We start from the raw sequence: 18,781 nt of genomic DNA on the forward strand, positions 1-18,781 counted from the left end.
CAAGGCGGTTGAAACCGCTACCGACTTATCCCCATGTCTAAAGCCGGGGGCTTGTGTCTCGCTTTTCGGTCATGATTAATAAATTATCAAGAGGTACGCAATGTCAGCAGAATCGTCAACCCCCAAAATAGTCGTCGTCGGTGCAGGATGGGCCGGTTTAGGCGCTACCTATCACCTAGCACAGCAAGGCTATGATGTCACCCTGCTAGAAGCAGGCCCTTATCCGGGTGGCTTAGTTGCAGGGTGGAAAACCGCCGGCGGGCGTTCCGTAGAAGCTGGGATTCATGGCTTCTGGTATCCGTACAAAAATATCTTTTCCTTAGTCAAGCAATTAGGACTCGATCCCTTCACACCTTGGACTCGTTCTTGTCAGTATTCACCGGCCGGATTGGAAGTAGAATCGCCGATTTTTCAGGACGAACCGCGCCTTCCGACACCGTTAGGAACCTTTCTTTACACCAGATTTAAAAGACTGCCATTAGTCGATCGGCTTTCAGCCTTGCCCTTACTCTATGCCGTCCTAGATTTCGACAATTCCGACGAAGCTTGGCGTAGGTACGATCGCGTCACAGCCCGCGAACTATTCAAACAGTTTGGCGTTTCTGCAAGACTGTACCGCGATGCTTTTGAACCGATGTTATTAGTAGGTTTATTTGCACCCGGAGAACAATGTTCTGCCGCCGCAGCTTTGGGAATGCTTTATTATTTCATATTAGCCCACCAACCTGATTTTGATGTAGTTTGGTGTCGCGGAACTGTCGGAGAAAAAATCTTTTGTCCCTGGGTTAATCGCCTGGAAAAACTAGGCGCAAAAGTATTGACAAAGCAGCGAGTTACTGACTTAGTAGTTGACAGCAACAACAGAGCAACAGGCGTTGTTTGCGGCGAAGAGACCTTCGATGCAGATGCTGTTATCTTTGCAGTTGGCGTCACGGGAATGCAAAAAATAATCAGCAGTAGCCCAGCTTTGCAAAGTCGCCAAGAGTTTCGGGACGCGATGAATTTGGGTGCAGTTGACGTGTTAGCTGTTCGCCTGTGGTTTGACCGAAAAATTGACATTCCACTGCCTTCTAATGCCTGTTTTGGATTTAGTTCAACTACAGGCTGGACGTTTTTTGATTTGAATGCTTTGCACGACGAATTTCGAGACGAACCGGGAACAGTTGTGGAAGCTGATTTTTATCACGCAAATCAATTAATTCCCCTGAAAGATGAGGAAATTGTTTCCTTAGTTCAGCGGGATTTAGCCACTTGCATCCCCGCTTTTGGGGAAGCCCAAGTAATTGACAGCAGCGCGATTCGGCTGTCGCGGGCGGTGACGCATTTTGCTCCTGGCAGCTATCAATATTTGTTGCCTGCGGTAACAAGTTATGATAATGTATTCATGAGCGGCGATTGGGTTGTGACCCGCCACGGTTCTTGGTCGCAGGAAAAGGCTTATGTTACTGGTTTGGAGGCTGCCAATTTGGTAATTTCGCGTTTCGGAATCGGAAACAAAGCGGCAATTATTCCCGTGGAAGCTGACGAACCGCACATTCAAATGGGGAGAAAGATTAATCAGTTTACTCGCAGTTTGACTAAAACTTTCATTCCCGATTTTTGGCTGCCATAAGAATAAGGAAATTCGGCAACCGATGCGGTAAGGCATTTAACGGATGTCAGGAAGAAGGGGGATTGCCGTATGGTTAGCTAAGAAGCCGATCGCACTAAAATGACTGTACAGTCGCACCCGCGCGCCACAGCTTCCGGGATATTCCCGTGAATCACCTGCTTCAGCAGCCCTTCACGGCTTGCTCCCAGGACGATCGCATCGCACTGATCGTTCTGAGCCAAATCAATTAAAGCATCAGAAACCGATTTAGCGCAAACCGAAGTCGCTATTATCGAACAGCTAACCCGGCGCTTGATAAACTCCGCCGCTTGCTTTAATTCTCCGCGATCGGGTTCTGCAACAGAAGGCTGATGAACCTGACACAATTTAATCTCCGGTACAGCACTCGCAGCCACCAAAGCAGGTAATAGCCGCAAAGCCGCAGCTTGCTTGTAACTGCCGCGAATAGGCACCAACCAGCGATGCAAACCCATCAGCGTGTGCAGTCCCAATTCTGGCCCTGGAAGGTCTGAATTCGGCGGGGAAAGTTCCGTCTCTGGAGTCGCTGATGAATCTGAGGATATCGCCAATGCGGGATTATCTGCACCATCAACTCCTTCGGTATTGAATTCCCATTCAATAGACGTATATTTTCGCCCGCTAAAAATGGGGGAAAACTCATTTTTCTTACGTGTTGCTAATAGTTTTTCGCTCCACTTCACCAAAATAACCTCGCAGCCTGCTTGCCGAATTACGGTATCCACCACATCGCCAAAAATGCGTCCTTTTGTGGAAAATTCGCCTTGCCAGCCCATCAAAATTGAATCGATATGTCGCTCCTTTATTGTCTCCAAAATCGCGTTAGGCACGTCGTGAGCTACCCGTATTTGGGTGTGTACCGGCAAGTTCCAATTGCGAATTATTCGCTCTGCTTGTTGTAGCAGGCGGCGGCTTTTGGTTGTCCGCACTGCGCTTTCTGAGGGGGAACTGTTGCGCGGTACTATGATGATTTGCAGGCATTCTAATTCGTAATTGCGATCGCGCGCAATCGCCGCCGCCAGCCGCAGCAAAGCAGGTGCTGTTTGGGGGTTGGAAAGCGGCACTAATAAGCGGCCGTTTCCGACTTGCGGAGCTCTGGTTTGATAGACAACATAGGAAGGTTCTGGATGCGGGCCCTGGGTTGTTTCTCCGCTGAGGCGATCGGATTCAACTCGGATAATGTCGCTGCGGGTAATAATTCCCACCAAACGCCGACCTTCTACGACTGGCAAACGGCTGATATTGTAGTTGTTGAGCCTGTACAATACCTCGCTTAAAGTATCGCTTGCTTTGACTGCGATCGGCTGTACAGTCATAAATTCTTTGAGCAGGGAGTTGCCGGACAAATTGCGCTCTCTGGCATTTGCCAAATCGGTTTGACTGACAATTCCTACTAATTTGCCATCTTCAACTACTGGAAATCCTCGGTGGTGCGATCGCGAAAAAGCCTGCATCACTTCATCGAAATTCAGTAGACTCGAAAGAGTTTCAACTCGGCGCTGCATCACGTCATCTGCGTGCAAGTCGCTCAAAGTATTGCTCGCAGCTTTTGCCTTTGTCAGTTGAATGCCGTTAAAATCTAAAAGGCGATCGTACAAAGAGCCACTGTCCACCTTTTCGGCGACCAAATAAGCAACTACAGAACAGATCATCAAAGGCAGCACTAATTTGAAATCCGCCGTAATTTCAAACACAATTACTACCGCAGTAATCGGCGCTCTAGAAACCGCGCAAAAAAACGCTCCCATTCCCGCCAAAGCGTAAGTTACCGGCAAACCGACACCCAGGGAATCTGCCTGCACAATTCCCACCATGTGACCGAGTGCAGAACCCATAACTAGGGCAGGGGAAAACAATCCTCCCGGAGCTCCAGAAGCAGCGGAAATAATTGTCAGAAAAAAGTGAGCTACAAAAGCAATTAAACTCGTTATCCCGCTTGCTTCACCGGTCAGCATAAACTCCCGTAAACCCGTATTATCGCGGAAAGTTGCTGGAAGAAAAGCTATTACAGAACCGCAGATTATGCCAGCTAAAGCCATTCGCACAGGCAAAGCTAATTTGAGCGATCGCCTGTTAAATTGCAAGCTAGCAATAATCCCTTTGGTGAACAAAGCTCCCAGCAATCCCGCTAAAACTCCTAACAGTATATAAAAGGGGATTTCCTGAGCATCAAAACTGGTTTGGTACGCGCGAAGGTTCAAACTTAAACTATCGCCGCCCAAAAGCTGCGAAACAACTGCACCGATAAATGAAGCGATAATTGCAGTTCCTAAAGTCAATCCCGAAACGTCGTGCAGCAGTTCTTCAACTACAAACAAAACTCCTGCAATGGGAGCATTGAAACCAGCAGCCAATCCGGCGGCAGCACCGCAAGCAATCAATTGTCTGCGGTAGTCTGGGGAAGTGGGCATCAAGTGACCTATCCAGCCGGCCAAAGATGCTCCTATTTGCACAGTCGGGCCTTGCCTTCCTAAAGTTAAACCGGAACCAACTGCTAAAATAGTCGTCAGAAGTTTGGCGACAGCTACTCGCAAATCTAAGGAAAGATTGACTCCGCCGAGAGCAGCTTTGACGTGAGGAATGCCACTGCCGGCAGTTTCTGGAGCAAAACGCTCTACCAAGAAACCTGTCAGCAACCCGCCCAATAAACCGACAGCCGGAAGCAATATCCAAGCTGGAATTAATGTCGAGGTAGCAACTCGCCAACTGCCAAGCCATCCAACTCCTGATTTGAGCAAAACCCCAGCCAGCCCTGAAATTAAACCTATCAGACAAGCTTCAAAAATGGCTAGGCGTTTCGGCCGTAAAAAAAGTTGAGATTTGATGACCCTGGAAGGTTCCCTAAATTGTTTAGGGATAGTTATGTACGGCATAAATAGCGTAGATGACCTGAGAATTGTCTGCTCGATCGCAATTTAGCGAAAAATCCTTCGATACTTACCTAAAATCTCTTGTAATTCCGATGCTACCGGATTTGATATCAATCTGCGATTTTTTTACCTTATAGCCTCCACCAGTGTTTTTAAATCCGGCACTTCTAAATCAGGCTGGCCGCTGGCCGGCAGTGTCGCGCAAAATCCTGTTTTTTCCTGTCTGCGATTTACCAAAATATATCTCGTGACTTGACAGCAATTGTCTCAAGACTAGCAGTATTCCCCTTTCCCCATCTCTCAGAGTGCCGTAGCAGTCAAAACTCACTACTGAAAATTGATTAAATTCAAGCATAGTTAGCTCCGAGTTTAGGGTTGATATTCCGCAAAAATCTCAATTTTGCCCACAATGTTTTGATTAAATTGAGCCAATTCTTCGGCAGGAATCCAATATTCTTGGTGAATCGAACTGCCCACATTTTGAACTGGATATTTTTTTAAGAATTCTGTCGCCACCCGAAAGCGAGTGACATAGCCGAAATATCCCGATGCTGCATCTCTTGTATTCCAATCTCTCGCGATTTGTATGGCATAGGCTTTGTGAAGTACGGGATAAAAAGTAGGCTGAAAGGATAAGCGTGGCGGAAATGCCAGAAAATCGCTTTCTTTAATCAGTTCCATTTCTTTTTTGCCGACGGCTCGGAACAGCGTTACTGTCTCTTGATCTGATATATTGATATTTTTAAACCAAGCTTTCCAACCGTCCCAATTGTGAACTATTTTCGCCAATTCAGCGTAACCGGCGGCGCGGGGATGGGAAACGTCATTTTCGGTAAGTTCTTTATGCCAAATTTCCGAGTTTTGCAGCGGGGTGCAAACATCTAAATAAGGCACATTTAACTCGTTGCAAACTTGGGCAAACTGTTCGGATAAGTTGGCAATCCGGCTTGTGCGATCGCTATCGATAACTGGCGGTGGCCCTACCATTAATACTGGAAATATTTCTTGGGCTGATGTGAGAATACAGCGAGCATTTTCAATTGATTTTTCAACTTCTATGCGATTTGTTTCGTTTTCTCGGTAAGTGTCGTTGACGCCAAAAGAAAATACTATTCTGCCATCGCCGTAGTGAGGTAAGCGGCGAGAAACTTCGTTGAACCAACGAGTTTCTATATCGGCACTGGTTTCTCCCCTTATTCCTAAATTGTAGTAGGTAATATCGTGTCCTTGTCCGCAAGCGGCCGCGCAAATCCGTCCTGTCCAACCGAGACATTTGGGATCGCAAGTACCGTTTACAAAAGAATCGCCGATAAAACAAATACGCATATTATGTGTGGGAATTGTTGACTGTTGACTGTTGGCTGTTGACTGTTGACTGTTGACTGTTGGCTGTTTACTGATGATTGATGATTGATGACAACAGACAACTGCCAACTGACTTTAATTCTTGCCGATGACGGACAATCCCTCTACAATGAGAGACGGTGTTTGGCAAGAACCGTTCCACTCGGAGTCTCCTCCCAATTCTACCAATTGTTTAAGGACGTTGTAGACATTGCCAGCTACCATTGTGTCTTTGATTCTGCCGACTATTTGACCTTTTTTGACTCGGTAGCCGAGATCGACATTAATTGAAAAATCGCCGGAAATTCCAGCACTGCCACCAAGCATTTGATCGACTACAATTCCGTCGTCTAATTTAGCGATTAAATCGATTAGCGAAAGCGAACCTGGCTTAATCAAAATATTGAACAAACTCGGCGTCGGATAGCTGCCCAAACCCGGCCGAAATCCGTTGCCGGTGGTGCCACTGCCCAAGGCTCGACCGGTGGTGCGATCGGTATAAAATAGCTGCAACACTCCGCTGTTGATAAAGACGATCGCCCGAGTGGGAGTGCCTTCGTCGTCAAAGGGACAGCTATAGGGCCCGATATCCGGCTGCTGCGAGAGGGTGACAAGCGGCGATGTCACTTGTTGGCCTAATCGATCGTTCCAAGGCGAAGCGCCTTCGAGTACCTGTTTGCCGTTCAACGCCGCACACACAGTCCCCCACAGCAAATCGGCTGCTTTGGCTGTAAATAGCACCGGCACGCGGCCCGTGGCGGGAGCAACATTCTCTTTTGCCCATTCTAAACGCTGCAAAACCCGCTTGGCGCTCGTGTTTAAGTCGAGGGTGCCACGTTCGGTTTCGCCTTCCCAAATGTTGAGGAAATCTTCTCCCCGCACTAATTCTGCTGACAAGTAACCGCTGAGGGTGGTGTCGGTGTGACTGGAATCCAAGCCTCTGGTGTTCACCAAGCGGGTGCTTTCGATTTCGCAGTCGAGTTCGGCGGTGCAGAGGCTTTCGGGATAAGCTTCGCGGACGATCGCGATCGCCTCTTTGCCCCAGTTTACTAGCTGTTCGGCAGGCACCGACACTCCGCGATCAGGATAAACAACTTTCTCACCGGTGCCGAGTTCGATGGTTTCCGGTTCGTTAAGTTGCGAAAGCGCGATCGCCCTGTCCACCAAAATTTGCAGTTCCACTGGCCCGTAGGCCACAGCCAAACCCGGCCGCCCATCCCGCCACAGCCGCAGTGCAATGCCTTCTGCTTGGGCAGTTTCTAGCTGTTTGAGGCGGTTTGCTTCAAAAAAGACCGGCCGTGAGAGCGATTGCGATTCCAATACCTCAGCAGCTTCTGCACCTGCTTTGGTGGCTAGTTCTAACAGTTGTTCTGCTGATTGGTGATTGGTCATTGTTGTCGGTGGTTGGTAATTAGTCAGTTGGCAGTTGGCAGTTGTCAGTTGGCAGTTGTCAGTTGTTAGTTGGCAGTTGGCAGTTGGCATTAGTCAGTAGTTATTAGTTATAGCCTTTCTCAGTAACATGAGATGCTCGTAGAGCATAGGCCTCGCGGGTCTTGGACTGAAAAGCATACCTCAATTATTGAGAACCGCTATATGAGTTATTCGTTATTAGTCAATCTAGCTGTTAACTCTAGACTAACTAACGGTAGATTATTAACTGCTACTAACAACTGACTACTAACAACTAACAACTGACTGATGACTAAATAGTTAGTTCGTGCAGCAGCCAAAATCCTGCAAAAGATTCCGATTCGGGATTCGACTGAATTGCTAAAAAATGTACTTTTTTTGCTTGGTTTTTAGCTGCTTCAAATCCTTTCGCTTCTCTCTCAGTTGCTGCGTCTCTGAGATTAGCTAAAATCCAGCGATCGTTAGCTCCCGTATCTAATACCAGCCTAGCAGGTGGGCCGCTCTCAAATTTTAGGAAAGCCAACTCCAATCCCGACATCCAACCTGCCAGGGCTGTGGCTCTCGACGAGTAGATAATTAGTCCCGGAATTTGCGTTTCTGGGGCGAGGCGTGTCATCGGCAGTCCGAAAGCTTCGCCAAATCCGATATCCCACTCGGACATTTCGTCAAAAGCTGCGATCGGCAAACTCACAAACGCCCATTTTTCCCCGATTAAAGCATCCGGCAGCGCAACGGGCGTTTCTGGTACAAATTGAACGCTCGGGTTCACGACCGGTTGATAGCCCGGTTCGGCGGGATAAACGTCTTGCATCCGTTCTTCCAGCCACAGGCTAAGGGCCAGGGTGCGGCGGCTGCAGGCGGCGGGAATGTCCAAGTCATCGCAGGCTTTAGTAATCATGTTCGCCATTTGGCGGCGGAAAAAGCGGATTTTTTCGGGGCGTTTCGGTGCTGCGGCGATCGCATCTTTAATAGCACCCGCCAGCCACAGGGAATTTACGGTAGAACTGGAGCAGAATTGCGAGTAGCGAAACAGAGATTCGGCCTTGTCGCCTACATTCAGCGGGCTTTCGCAGATCAACACTTCCCATTTTTTTTTCTCTCGCTCGTCTATGATTGGACGGCTGTAAAAGTCGAGTTCCCAAATAGTAGCCATGCCGCGCTGTTTAAAATTAATCCTTTATCATGTTACCGGACAGCGGGCAAGTTTCTGATTCTGACAATTTAAGGCTGATTTTCAATCGCGGGCGATCGCACTTTCCCTCATATTGCCACTTTCCCTTGCAGCTTCCCGTGTAATTTTTGGCAGCAGTGCACAACCGGAAGCATTAGCAACTCCTCGGACAACTGTCGCGGAGCAATCTCAACACGCGATCGTTTGTTAAACTTGTGCAACCCAGGGAAAACAAACAGTATAGCTTGATTCCATGAGACAAATCATTCTCGAAAAGATTGTTTCCACCTTAGAACCTTTAGATTTTGTTCGCGCTTTGTGGCAAGGAGGTTCAGCAGCCCACGGATACACCGACGAGTGGTCAGACCTCGATATTGCGGTTGTGGTTGAAGATAACTGGGTGGAACAAACCTTTGATATTGTTGAAAAATCCCTCGCAGAAATTGCCGAAATCGAACTCAAATATCGAGTTCCCGAACCCGCTTGGCACGGTCAATCGCAGTGCTTCTGGCGGCTCAAAGAAACCCCGCCGTTTTTGCTAATTGATTTCGCCGTTTTCCGGCGCAGCAGCCGCAACGATTTCCTGGAAATAGAGAGACACGGAAAAGTGCCGATTGCCTTCGACAAAGTTAATCTAATTGTACCGCATCCTGTCGATATAAGCAAACATTTATCTACAATGCAGTCGAGATTCAACGACCTAAAAATCCGTTTTGATTTGCTGCAACCTCTGGTTAAAAAAGAGATTTATCGCGGACATTTAGTAGATGCGATCGGCAACTATCACAATTGGACGCTTCTACCCTTAGTCGAACTGTTGGGCATGATTTACCGTCCCCACAGATACGATTTTGAACTAAAATATTTCAGCCGAGACTTTCCGCCAGAAATAGTCGATCGCGTTGCACCCCTTTTCTGCATCGCCCACCTTGAAGATTTGGCAGCAAAACAGCAAATAGCTGAGGCTTTATTTGCAGAAAGTTTACCGCTTGCAGAAGCTAATTTTTACTTTGATAACACCCTAACACTACCGCAATAGGCTCAAGGTTTCGTACCGAAAGCGATAATATAGTAGCATCAACCTTAAAGAGTAACATCCCGTGACAAAACTCAGCGTCAACATCAACAGAATCGCCCTCCTCAGAAACTCTCGAAACATCGGCATCCCCAGCGTTACTGAAGCCGCAAAAACAGTAATTGCCGCCGGAGCCCACGGCGTTACAGTCCATCCCCGCCCCGACGAAAGGCACATCAAAGCTGCGGATGTTTACGAATTAGCTAAAATGCTAACCGTTGAGTTCAACATCGAAGGAAATCCGTTTCAGCCGCCATTTATGGATATAGTTTGCGACGTAAAACCGGCTCAGTGTACCTTAGTCCCAGACGCTCCAGACGTGCTAACATCGGATAGCGGTTGGAATATTCCCGAAAATCGCGATCGGCTCTTACCAATCATTGAAAAATTAAAAGACAATGGTATCAGAGTCAGCTTGTTTATGGAGGCAGATGCTGCTCTCATGCCGCTAGCAAAAGAAGTTGGAGCAGACCGAGTAGAACTGTACACGGAACCCTACGCAACTGCTTTTCGCGAAGGTAGAGTAGAATTTGTTTTTCAACAATATGTCTTAGCAGCTCAAGCCGCTCAATCAGCAGGTTTGGGAGTGAATGCCGGACATGATTTAAATTTGCAAAACTTAGCTAAATTTTGCTCAATTCCTGATATACTCGAAGTATCAATTGGTCATGCTTTAATTGCGGAAGCGCTAGAAATGGGGTTGTCCAAAACAGTAGAAGCTTACCTAAAAATTCTGGCAGGTTCGTAATACAAATTAACCTTGTCTGGTAGGGCAGATTTGGCAGTGATAAACCCGTTTGTATCAGAGACTCTGACTAAATCTGCCCTAGGAAAATACAGGATCAAAACTTACGAAAACCCGGGTTGGACGTGCTACAAATATGGTAAGGTGCGGTTTGCAGCGCCCTACATAATTAGGCGATTGTCAAAAACGAAGTAATACGAGGGGCTGTAACCCCGTGGGGGTCTAGCAGTTGTCTAGTAGTAAGGCAGAGCCAGAATCCAAAACACCGCGTTTTTTGGGTGTGGGCATTTTTTTAACAAGATCCTGGGAAACAGCTTTAATTTTCCTCGACCCAATTACTAATATTCTCTGATGATATTATGCGTAGGTAGTATGATTGAAATGTCCGGAAAAACAGAGCCTACTACTTAGGTCCCGCACTGCCAATCTGCTATCATCAGGTTTTGTGCAAGTACGGGATATTTACGTGTATCCTCTATGCTGCTGTAGCCTCTGTGCGATCGCCAGATTTAATCCGGTGAAAACAGGCAAACACAAGTAACCATATACAACTCCTTACCCCCCCTCAGAAGTGCGACATGAAAAAACTAATTTTACTGACTGGAATGCTACTCATGATGACGGCAAAATCAGTATTTGCCAGCCCAGTAGCCCCCAAAATTGCGCCGAGCGAGCTGATGGCTGCCTCGGAAATTACAGAAACCCTTAACAAATCCGTTACCTCTGAATCAGTTTCAAACCTCGAACCAATCAAGCGAATGTCAACCTCGGAGATCCGAGAAACCATCAACCAACCCACCACCTATATTTTTGAAGGCATCAAAGGGCGAGAACTCACTCTCTCCTTGTGGGCGGGACAACTGACAGCCGAACTGTACAGTCCCAATGGTGAAAATATGGGGGTTATTGAAAAAGCAGACAATCAGTGGATTGGCCAGTTGCCAGAGTCAGGTATCTACCGCGTGCGAGTTACCCCCAAAGGTGAAACCACCAGCTTCGTCCTGGGACGCGACTTTAACGCCAAGTGGACTTATAGGCCCGATCGCGCAATTCCCATAGCATTCAAGGAAAAACAAGCCACAGTCAAACTCAAAATGTCCGGCTACCAAATCCAGCCTATCACCGTTCAAGGCAAGCAGGGACAGACAATTAGAGTCACAGCTAGCACCAAAAATCTAGATCTGGCGATCGAATCTCCGTCGGGACAACTCCTGGATCAAGGCGAAGGTCAAACATTTGCTCAACTCCCCGAGTCCGGCACTTACCGGGTAATCGTAGTTGCCAAGAGGCCGGTCAAGCCCTCAATCCGAGTTTCTGTGCAATAGCAAAGATTGCAGAAATACTCTTGAGGGCGATCGAATTTGCGCCCGCCAAAAAAAACAGCTCCCCAATCGGGCGAGCTGTTTTTTTGCGTAAAATCAACCTTGGATCAGCGCTTCAAAACGTTCTTGTTTCCAAATGCAGCTTAAATCAGAGTCAGCTAAAGCTAGCTCTCGGTATAAATTAGGGATCAACTCCATAGCCCGCTGCAAATTGTCAAGGGCTAAATCAGCAAATCCCAGTAGAGCATAACAGCAAGCTTTATTGTAAAAAGCGTTAGCAAAATCAGGATTTATTTCTAAAACTGTTTCGTAGCAAGCAATCGCCTCAGAGTAGCAGCCTTTTCGCGCCAATTCCACACCCCGGTTGTACCAGATCAAATAATCCTCAAAGGGACGCTCAGAAGTGGGAGTAAACTTACCATTTCTCTGATTTAAACCTACTAATTTCTCCAAAGCTACTCTCCGTTCGCCCACAGCCTCGGCTCTGCCCGGTTGTAGAGCGATCGATCGGCTAAAACTAGCCACTGCTTGTTTGTAAAGTCCCATAGAGTTCGCAGCTATACCGCGATTGTACCAAGCCTTCGCATCGTCAGGCTTAAACTCGATCGCCCGCTCAAAACTGTTGAGTGCCTGATAGTAAAGCTTGAGTTCCAATAGGGCATTACCTCGGTTGTACCACGCCCAAGCAGCCTCCGGGTACAAATTTAAACAGCGATCAAAACTCAGAACCGCCTTCTCGTAAAGCCCCATATCGATCAGCGTCAGTCCTCGGTTGTGCCAAATACTCGCCGCGCACGGACTGAACTCCAGAGCCCGGTCAAAACTATTAAGAGCCTCCAACCACTCGCCCAACTTTCCTAAAGCAATAGCCCGGTTGTGCCAGCCAAAGCTCGCATTCGGCTGCACCGCCAAGGCTTCATCAAAACTCTTCAGCGCCTCTAAGTGCCGTTCTAAATTCCCCAAAGCCATACCTCGGCCGAACCAAGCCTTATAATGATCTGATTGCAACTTCAAAGCTCTGTTAAAGTTCGCCAGAGCACCATGATCATCGTTAGCTTCGAGGTGGCGCGAACCCAGATGGTAATACCAAGCCGCTTCCAAGTTTTGGATTAAGTTCATAATATTTTGTATCTATCTTAGGGATGATTCTACATGAAACCATACCTGGAATAAAACTGTAATTCCACTAAAAATCTGAAACATTTGATACATAGCGATTGCCCGTACACAGGAACAGTAACAACCTCAACAATTTGCTGTCGAAACTAACTATTTTTCTCTCGTAAAAATCTCTTTTAGCTAACCGCACTCATCGCTTATTGAAGCGACTGCGAATCTCTAATCAGCCTGCTGAATCACCCCACTATTACCGCATCCCAAATTAGGTTTGCAGTCACACAAAGAGTGCTAGAGCGCCCAAAGTCCAACTGCAAATCTCATAGTGCTAATAGATCCAACTTCTGCTTGCCCAATTCAAGCAACCACAACCGCTGTTTTAGCATTCTCACTCAACATCAACTGGCCTCTTCCATCAATACTAAAATCTTTCCCCAGCACAAAACCCTTGCCCATCAACCGCTGGCAGACAACCACCGCAGTAATCCGGCGAATTTCTTCCATCACGTCAGCAGGAATCAAATAACTCAAACTCCAGATCACGGACTCGCAGTCAGACCAAATCAAACGCTCCATACTGACAATCATCAAAGCAGCTAAACTGTCAACAGACAGCCGCCCTCTGAGATCCGCAATCAAATCTTTACCAATTAAACTATTGCGACTCATCATCGCTATAGCCATTTTCCCAATTTCTTGTTCGAGTTCTAAATGATTCATGCTTGGCACTGGCTTTTATGTTTTTAAAGCACTACTAAGAGTAAAAACAGTAGACGCTACCAGGCTATGCCATAGCGTAGCTGGCGCAGGCTCTACCGCAACTCTTTTTAACAAAGTATACCTAAAGAAAGAGGAAAAATGTATCTAAAGGCAGATACAAAAATATTATTTTTTAGAGATTAATTGGTTTACCAATTCCTACCAGAGTTGGTACCTGCACATCGAGTATTTGTACTCAGGTACTCAGTCGGGGCCGGAGTAAAGTCAATCGATTGGAGAATTGGAGAAAGCGACCTCACGGATGAATTCAGAGGGGTTCTACCCGGGCTGCTTTCGGTGGAAGATTGGTAAATTCGCTACATAATAAGGAAGTAGTTACTTCGGAGAAAAAACAGCAATGGCTGCAAACCAGGCAGACATCGATATTGCCCCCTTGATCGACTACGGCCTGATCGACCCCACCGCTACGCCAGAGCAAGTAGAATACTGTTGCCAACAAGCAGAGAGATTTGGGTTTGTCACAGTTTGCGTGTATCCCGCCTATGTCAGACAAGCAGTTGAGCTGCTGCACGGCAAACGTCCCAAAGTCTGTACAGTTATAGGTTTTCCCACCGGTGCTTCGACTTCAACGGTGAAAATTTACGAAGCTTTAGAAGCAGCAGATAATGGAGCCGTAGAGTTAGATGTCTCCGTTAACTTAGGATTGTTGAAGGCTGGAAGAATCGACGAATTCCACCGGGAATTAGCCCAAATTTGCGAAGAAACCAATCTCACCATTAAAGCAATTATCGAAAGTTCGCTCCTTTCCGATGCCGAAAAACAATTAGCGGCTGAGATTTGCATGGAAGCTGGTGCCGCGTACATCAAAACCAACACTGGCTTTTTTGGCCCGGCGAAAGTTGACGATGTGCGACTGCTAAAGGAAGTTACGAAGGGCAGGATTGGGATTAAAGCGGCCGGTGGAATTCGTACTCATGAACAAGCTTTAGATTTGGTAGTAGCTGGGGCAACTCGTTTGGGGACTTCTCGTGGCCCCGAATTACTTCGCCAGCGGGATAATTTAGATAAAAGTCATTAGACAGTTGTCAGTTGACAGTGGGCAATTGTCATTAGTCATTAACTGCTTCCAAGGCTCGGCCTGGGAATCCATATTTAGAGGCTCTGCCTCGGCTGGGATTAGGAGGCAGAGCCTCTGGATCTGCGTTACCAGGCAGAGCTTGGTAACGAGTATCTAATAAAAGTTCTGCGTCGCGGACTGTTTTTGCTACTGTCCTTGTAAATCTAAAATCTAAAATCTAAAATCTAAAATCGAGTGACTCGAACTTACAAAGCAACTGGCATTAATCTCAAGAGTGCGCCGATCGGCGAATCCGATCGAGTGCTGACAATTTTGACGCGGGAATTCGGCTTAATTCGAGCCGTAGCACCGGGTGTTCGCAAACAACGATCGACCATTGGCGGTAGAAGCGAATTATTTGTCGTTAACGAATTGCTAATTGCCAAAGGCCGATCGCTCGATAAAATTACCCAAGCCGACACCATACAATCCCATCCGGGTTTGAGCCGCAACCTCGGAAAACTCTCCGCCGCGCAATATCTGGCCGAATTGGCGATCGCCAGCGCCCTTTCCGATGAGCCCCAAGAAGAACTCTTTTGGTTGCTGGGCGAACATTTGAGCCGTTTGGAGCGTTTGTCCGATCGCACAGAAATCCAATCCGCCGCCGTGCTTGTCGCCCACCTCAGCCACGGCATTTTTCACCTGCTAGCCTTAGCCGGCCTCGCGCCCCAAGTCCAAGTTTGCTGCGCCACCAGAGGGCCGCTCATCCCAAATTTCACCGATCCGAACTGGCAAACCGGGTTTAGTATACCCTCTGGGGGAACCTTCAGCTTGTCCGAGCTAGCTAACCTAGAGGCAGAACTCTCTTCAGAAATCGGTAGCTTGTACAAATCCACCTCCCGTTCCCGACAAACAAATGGCAGCAAACACTTGACAAATTTCGAGATAAATGCTAAGGAATTAGCAGCGCTGCAACAGTTGGCTAGTCCAGAACTAGGAGAGGGGATTGCCGATCAAACAACTTGGGTATCAGTAGAAAATATTTTGCGACAATATGCCCAGTATCATTTAGGTTGCACGATTCGGTCGGGAAGCTCGATCGACACCTACCTAGAGAGTTTTGAGTTTTAAATTTTGAGTGTGGATTTAAATAGGTGAAGGGGCGATCGTACATCGCACCCCCAGCCTGCCGGATACCCGAACCTGTAGGCAATTTCAGGTAAATTCTCAAGGTTGTTGCGACATCAGATAATAGATAAAGTTACGAGATTATTAATAAACTTAGGGGTTAATACCTCTATTTTAAATTCCCATCCCCCCAACCTCCACCATCCCAGGCCATCCACCCCAAATCCTATGATGCGACTGTCCGATTCTGATTTGACAATATCTGTTTTAGCCGTAACCCACCACAAGATGGAAGAACGAGAAAATTTTCCAGAGTTTGACTCTTATCCCGTCTCCGCCGATCGACAATGGAGCAACGTCCCAGACCCAGAAATGGATAAATACCCCACAACTCCAGCACCAGACTGGAACAATGGCAAAAGCCAAGAACCCGAAGCAATCCCCCCGGTTCCCACACCAGAGCCAGCAGCAGAACTCTCCCAAGCAGTAGCCGAAATTCCCGAAAAACAAACGGGATTTCTGCCAGTGCTCAAAAACCCAAATTTTCTAGCATTGTGGAGTGGGCAAGTTTTCTCCCAACTAGCAGATAAAGTTTATCTCGTACTGACGATCGCCCTCGTGGCGAGCCGGTTTCAAGCGCCAGATCAAACCATCAGCAGGTGGGTATCGGCAATCATGATCGCCTTTACCATTCCCGCAGTGCTGTTCGGGGCCGCCGCGGGCGTGTATGTTGATCGCTGGTCGAAAAAAGCAGTGCTCGTCGCCACAAACCTGCTGCGGGGAGCCTTTGTGTTAACCTTGCCCGTGCTGCTGTGGCTCTCTGACGGGTGGGAACTTGGTCAACTGCCACTCGGATTCTGCTTGCTGCTGCTAGTAACATTCCTCGTTTCGACTCTAACTCAATTTTTCGCCCCAGCAGAACAGTCAGTGATTCCCCTAATTGTGGAACGCCGCCACCTGCTATCAGCAAACTCCCTCTACACCACAACCATGATGGGGTCGGTGATTATTGGCTTCGCAGTCGGAGAACCCTTACTAGCTTTAGCCGATACCCTATTTTCCAACCTCGGCGGCGGACTCGGCATCGGCAAAGAATTAGTAGTAGGCGGAAGTTACGCCTTCGCCGGAGTGCTGTTGCTGTCGATGAAAACAGGCGAAAAAAACGAAGTCGAACACGAACCGCCGCACCCCCTAGCAGATTTGCGAGACGGCCTGCGTTACATCAACGATCAACCGAAAGTCCGCAATGCTTTAATTCAACTAATTATTCTATTTTCCATTTTTGCAGCCTTGGCAGTTCTAGCAGTTCGGCTGGCGGAAATCCTCCCAGGTATGAAAGCATCACAATTTGGCTTTTTGCTGGCGGCGGTGGGCGTTGGCATGGCTGCTGGGGCGACGACAGTCGGCTATCTTGGCCATAAATTTTCTCACTCCCAACTGAGTTTAATCGGCTCGATTGGCATGGCACTTGCTCTGATGGGCCTTTCTGCATTTACACACCATTTGTGGCTATCGGTGCTGTTCATTACCCTGTTGGGTTTATTTGCCTCATTGGTGGGAGTGCCGATGCAGACTACAATTCAAGCAGAAACTCCAGAAGAAATGCGGGGAAAAGTCTTCGGGCTGCAAAACAATGCCACTAATATCGCTTTGAGTTTACCGTTGGCTTTGGCCGGGGTAGCGGAAACATTTCTGGGTTTGCCGACAGTATTTTTGGGTTTAGCAGGATTAGCGATGGCTGGGGGTGTCTTAACCTGGTATATTTTCCGTAGCAGTAATAGCAAAGTCGATCGAATCTAAATAAATAACAAACTCTGATTTACTGGAATGCACATCGCTTGGCTAGGAAAAAAATCACCTTTTTGCGGTAACGTCACTTACTCGAGGGAAGTAACCAACGCACTATTAGACCGGGGATACCAGGTTAGTTTCCTGCATTTTGCCCAAGAGGCGGACTCACTGGACAGGAACAATACGGGGTGGAGTATGGCGAATGGTTCATGGGGAAAGGGAATTGCTCAAACCTCATATACCAATTCGCTCTCGTCCGCGAGTTGCAACGAAGTCTCTTTACCCTGTCACTACAAATCGCAAATTTATACGATTCCGACTCTCAAGTCCCGCACAGTGCTGATGAAATCTCTGCGGCGGCTCAAACCCGATGTTGTTCACGCTTCCCTGACGCTTTCGCCTCTAGACTTTCTGCTGCCAGAAATTTGCCAAGAATTGAATTTGCCTCTGGTGGCAACTTTTCACCCGCCGTTTGATCGCAAATTGCGGAATTTGACATCGGGAACCCAACACCTGATGTATCAACTCTACGCTCCGTTTTTGGCGAACTACGACTCGACGATCGTATTTTCTCAGATTCAGCGGGATATATTGGTGAAGTTGGGAGTGCCACAGGAACGGGTGGCTGTGATTCCCAACGGCGTGGATGCTGTTAAATATTCTCCAGGGCCTTCGGGGTTGAAGTCGGAATTAAAGGCCGATCGAATTTTTGTTTACCAAGGCCGCATTGCCCCGGAAAAAAATGTTGAGGCTTTGCTAAAGGCCTGGAAACAGTGCAATTTTGGCCCTGGGAACGTATTGGCGATCGTAGGCGACGGGCCCCTAGCAGCCTCGCTGCAACTGTTTTACGGCGAAGATGATGGCATTGTGTGGCTCGGATTTGTTGCCGAGGATGAACGCCGGATCGAAATTCTGCGGGGTGCAGACGTATTTATTTTGCCTTCTTTGGTGGAGGGACTGTCGCTGTCGCTACTGGAAGCGATGGCCTGCGGTTTAGCTTGTTTGGCAACCGACGCCGGTGCTGACGGCGAAGCCTTGGAGGAAGGCGCGGGGATAGTTTTGAACACTCAGCGGGTACGGAGTCAGTTGCAAACCTTGCTGCCGCTGTTTTGCGATCATCCTGAGTTGGGAATGCTGCTTGGTCAAAAAGCACGCCAACGGGCGCTCGATCGCTACACTCTCAGTCAGAATATTACTGAGTTGGAAAAGCTGTACTCAGAGGTTTTGCAAAAGCAGCGCGTACTAATTCGCGGTTTAGCATGAATGTTTTGATTGCTCGTTGCCAGGCTAGAGCCTGGGAACGCAGATCCGGAGGCTCTGCCTCCTCCTTTGGCCCAAGCGAGGCTCTTTTACTCGTTACCAGGCTGGAGCCTGGGAACCAGTTAAGGCAGAGCCTCGGAAC

At 47.9% G+C, this 18,781-nt stretch carries 15 protein-coding genes; 8 read left to right on the forward strand and 7 right to left on the reverse strand.

The window, feature by feature from the left end:
- Window positions 1-100: 100 nt before the first annotated feature.
- Window positions 101-1,612, forward strand: a complete 1,512-nt coding sequence (locus tag QUA10_RS05545; RefSeq protein WP_333082481.1) for an FAD-dependent oxidoreductase — start codon at window positions 101-103, stop codon at window positions 1,610-1,612.
- A gap of 77 nt (window positions 1,613-1,689) precedes the next feature.
- Here QUA10_RS05545 and QUA10_RS05550 read toward each other — a convergent pair whose 3' ends face one another.
- From QUA10_RS05550 to QUA10_RS05570, 5 genes are all read right to left on the reverse strand, one after another.
- The gene (locus QUA10_RS05550) at window positions 1,690-4,503 is read right to left on the reverse strand and encodes a chloride channel protein (protein WP_333082480.1); all 2,814 of its coding nucleotides are present in this window, start codon (window positions 4,501-4,503) and stop codon (window positions 1,690-1,692) included.
- Between the two features lie 169 nt (window positions 4,504-4,672).
- Window positions 4,673-4,855 (reverse strand): hypothetical protein, encoded by a 183-nt coding sequence (locus QUA10_RS05555; protein WP_333082479.1) that lies wholly within the window; start codon window positions 4,853-4,855, stop codon window positions 4,673-4,675.
- A gap of 14 nt (window positions 4,856-4,869) precedes the next feature.
- On the reverse strand, window positions 4,870-5,826 hold the full coding sequence (locus tag QUA10_RS05560) for a GDSL-type esterase/lipase family protein (RefSeq protein ID WP_333082478.1): 957 nt from the start codon (window positions 5,824-5,826) through the stop codon (window positions 4,870-4,872).
- Window positions 5,827-5,940: 114 nt separating this feature from the next.
- Window positions 5,941-7,236, reverse strand: coding sequence for a TldD/PmbA family protein (locus QUA10_RS05565; protein ID WP_333082536.1), 1,296 nt, complete (start codon window positions 7,234-7,236; stop codon window positions 5,941-5,943).
- A 310-nt stretch (window positions 7,237-7,546) separates the two neighbouring features.
- Window positions 7,547-8,407 carry a Tab2/Atab2 family RNA-binding protein gene (locus QUA10_RS05570; protein ID WP_333082477.1) on the reverse strand — a complete coding sequence of 287 codons (861 nt, stop codon included), beginning with the start codon at window positions 8,405-8,407 and terminating at the stop codon, window positions 7,547-7,549.
- Window positions 8,408-8,678: 271 nt separating this feature from the next.
- On the opposite strand from QUA10_RS05570, the gene QUA10_RS05575 reads away from it, so the two are divergent.
- The 3 genes from QUA10_RS05575 (at window position 8,679) to QUA10_RS05585 (ending at window position 11,570) form a co-directional block, all read left to right on the forward strand.
- Window positions 8,679-9,464: a nucleotidyltransferase domain-containing protein gene (locus QUA10_RS05575; protein WP_333082476.1), complete on the forward strand. Its 786-nt coding sequence runs from the start codon at window positions 8,679-8,681 to the stop codon at window positions 9,462-9,464.
- A gap of 61 nt (window positions 9,465-9,525) precedes the next feature.
- Complete coding sequence (locus QUA10_RS05580) at window positions 9,526-10,248, forward strand: pyridoxine 5'-phosphate synthase (protein ID WP_333082475.1); 723 nt, start codon at window positions 9,526-9,528, stop codon at window positions 10,246-10,248.
- Between the two features lie 575 nt (window positions 10,249-10,823).
- Entirely contained in the window at window positions 10,824-11,570 is a 747-nt protein-coding gene (locus QUA10_RS05585; RefSeq protein WP_333082474.1) for a hypothetical protein, read from the forward strand.
- Window positions 11,571-11,663: 93 nt separating this feature from the next.
- On the opposite strand, the gene QUA10_RS05590 is transcribed toward QUA10_RS05585, so the two are convergent.
- Both QUA10_RS05590 and QUA10_RS05595 read right to left on the reverse strand, forming a co-directional pair.
- Window positions 11,664-12,686 (reverse strand): tetratricopeptide repeat protein, encoded by a 1,023-nt coding sequence (locus QUA10_RS05590; protein WP_333082473.1) that lies wholly within the window; start codon window positions 12,684-12,686, stop codon window positions 11,664-11,666.
- 354 nt (window positions 12,687-13,040) lie between these two features.
- Window positions 13,041-13,403 carry a hypothetical protein gene (locus tag QUA10_RS05595; protein ID WP_333076518.1) on the reverse strand — a complete coding sequence of 121 codons (363 nt, stop codon included), beginning with the start codon at window positions 13,401-13,403 and terminating at the stop codon, window positions 13,041-13,043.
- 397 nt (window positions 13,404-13,800) lie between these two features.
- On the opposite strand from QUA10_RS05595, the gene deoC reads away from it, so the two are divergent.
- From deoC to QUA10_RS05615, 4 genes are all read left to right on the forward strand, one after another.
- Complete coding sequence (gene deoC, locus QUA10_RS05600; RefSeq protein ID WP_333082472.1) at window positions 13,801-14,481, forward strand: deoxyribose-phosphate aldolase; 681 nt, start codon at window positions 13,801-13,803, stop codon at window positions 14,479-14,481.
- A gap of 234 nt (window positions 14,482-14,715) precedes the next feature.
- Entirely contained in the window at window positions 14,716-15,591 is an 876-nt protein-coding gene (gene recO, locus QUA10_RS05605) for a DNA repair protein RecO (protein WP_333082471.1), read from the forward strand.
- 225 nt (window positions 15,592-15,816) lie between these two features.
- Window positions 15,817-17,388, forward strand: coding sequence for an MFS transporter (locus QUA10_RS05610; protein ID WP_333082470.1), 1,572 nt, complete (start codon window positions 15,817-15,819; stop codon window positions 17,386-17,388).
- 27 nt (window positions 17,389-17,415) lie between these two features.
- Window positions 17,416-18,642 carry a glycosyltransferase family 4 protein gene (locus QUA10_RS05615; RefSeq protein ID WP_333082469.1) on the forward strand — a complete coding sequence of 409 codons (1,227 nt, stop codon included), beginning with the start codon at window positions 17,416-17,418 and terminating at the stop codon, window positions 18,640-18,642.
- Window positions 18,643-18,781 lie beyond the last annotated feature (139 nt).

Origin of the sequence: Microcoleus sp. Pol8_D6 (genome assembly GCF_036700965.1) — a bacterium.
In the GTDB taxonomy this organism is placed as follows: domain Bacteria; phylum Cyanobacteriota; class Cyanobacteriia; order Cyanobacteriales; family Microcoleaceae; genus Microcoleus.

Coding starts and splice junctions, on each gene's coding strand:
- QUA10_RS05555 (WP_333082479.1), bottom strand. CDS start 4,855: ATGCTTGAATTTAATCAATTTTCAGTAGTGAGTTTTGACTGCTACGGC.
- QUA10_RS05575 (WP_333082476.1), top strand. CDS start 8,679: ATGAGACAAATCATTCTCGAAAAGATTGTTTCCACCTTAGAACCTTTA.
- deoC (WP_333082472.1), top strand. CDS start 13,801: ATGGCTGCAAACCAGGCAGACATCGATATTGCCCCCTTGATCGACTAC.
- QUA10_RS05610 (WP_333082470.1), top strand. CDS start 15,817: ATGATGCGACTGTCCGATTCTGATTTGACAATATCTGTTTTAGCCGTA.
- QUA10_RS05565 (WP_333082536.1), bottom strand. CDS start 7,236: ATGACCAATCACCAATCAGCAGAACAACTGTTAGAACTAGCCACCAAA.
- QUA10_RS05560 (WP_333082478.1), bottom strand. CDS start 5,826: ATGCGTATTTGTTTTATCGGCGATTCTTTTGTAAACGGTACTTGCGAT.
- QUA10_RS05545 (WP_333082481.1), top strand. CDS start 101: ATGTCAGCAGAATCGTCAACCCCCAAAATAGTCGTCGTCGGTGCAGGA.
- QUA10_RS05550 (WP_333082480.1), bottom strand. CDS start 4,503: ATGCCGTACATAACTATCCCTAAACAATTTAGGGAACCTTCCAGGGTC.
- QUA10_RS05590 (WP_333082473.1), bottom strand. CDS start 12,686: ATGAACTTAATCCAAAACTTGGAAGCGGCTTGGTATTACCATCTGGGT.
- QUA10_RS05615 (WP_333082469.1), top strand. CDS start 17,416: ATGCACATCGCTTGGCTAGGAAAAAAATCACCTTTTTGCGGTAACGTC.
- QUA10_RS05585 (WP_333082474.1), top strand. CDS start 10,824: ATGAAAAAACTAATTTTACTGACTGGAATGCTACTCATGATGACGGCA.
- QUA10_RS05570 (WP_333082477.1), bottom strand. CDS start 8,407: ATGGCTACTATTTGGGAACTCGACTTTTACAGCCGTCCAATCATAGAC.
- QUA10_RS05595 (WP_333076518.1), bottom strand. CDS start 13,403: ATGAATCATTTAGAACTCGAACAAGAAATTGGGAAAATGGCTATAGCG.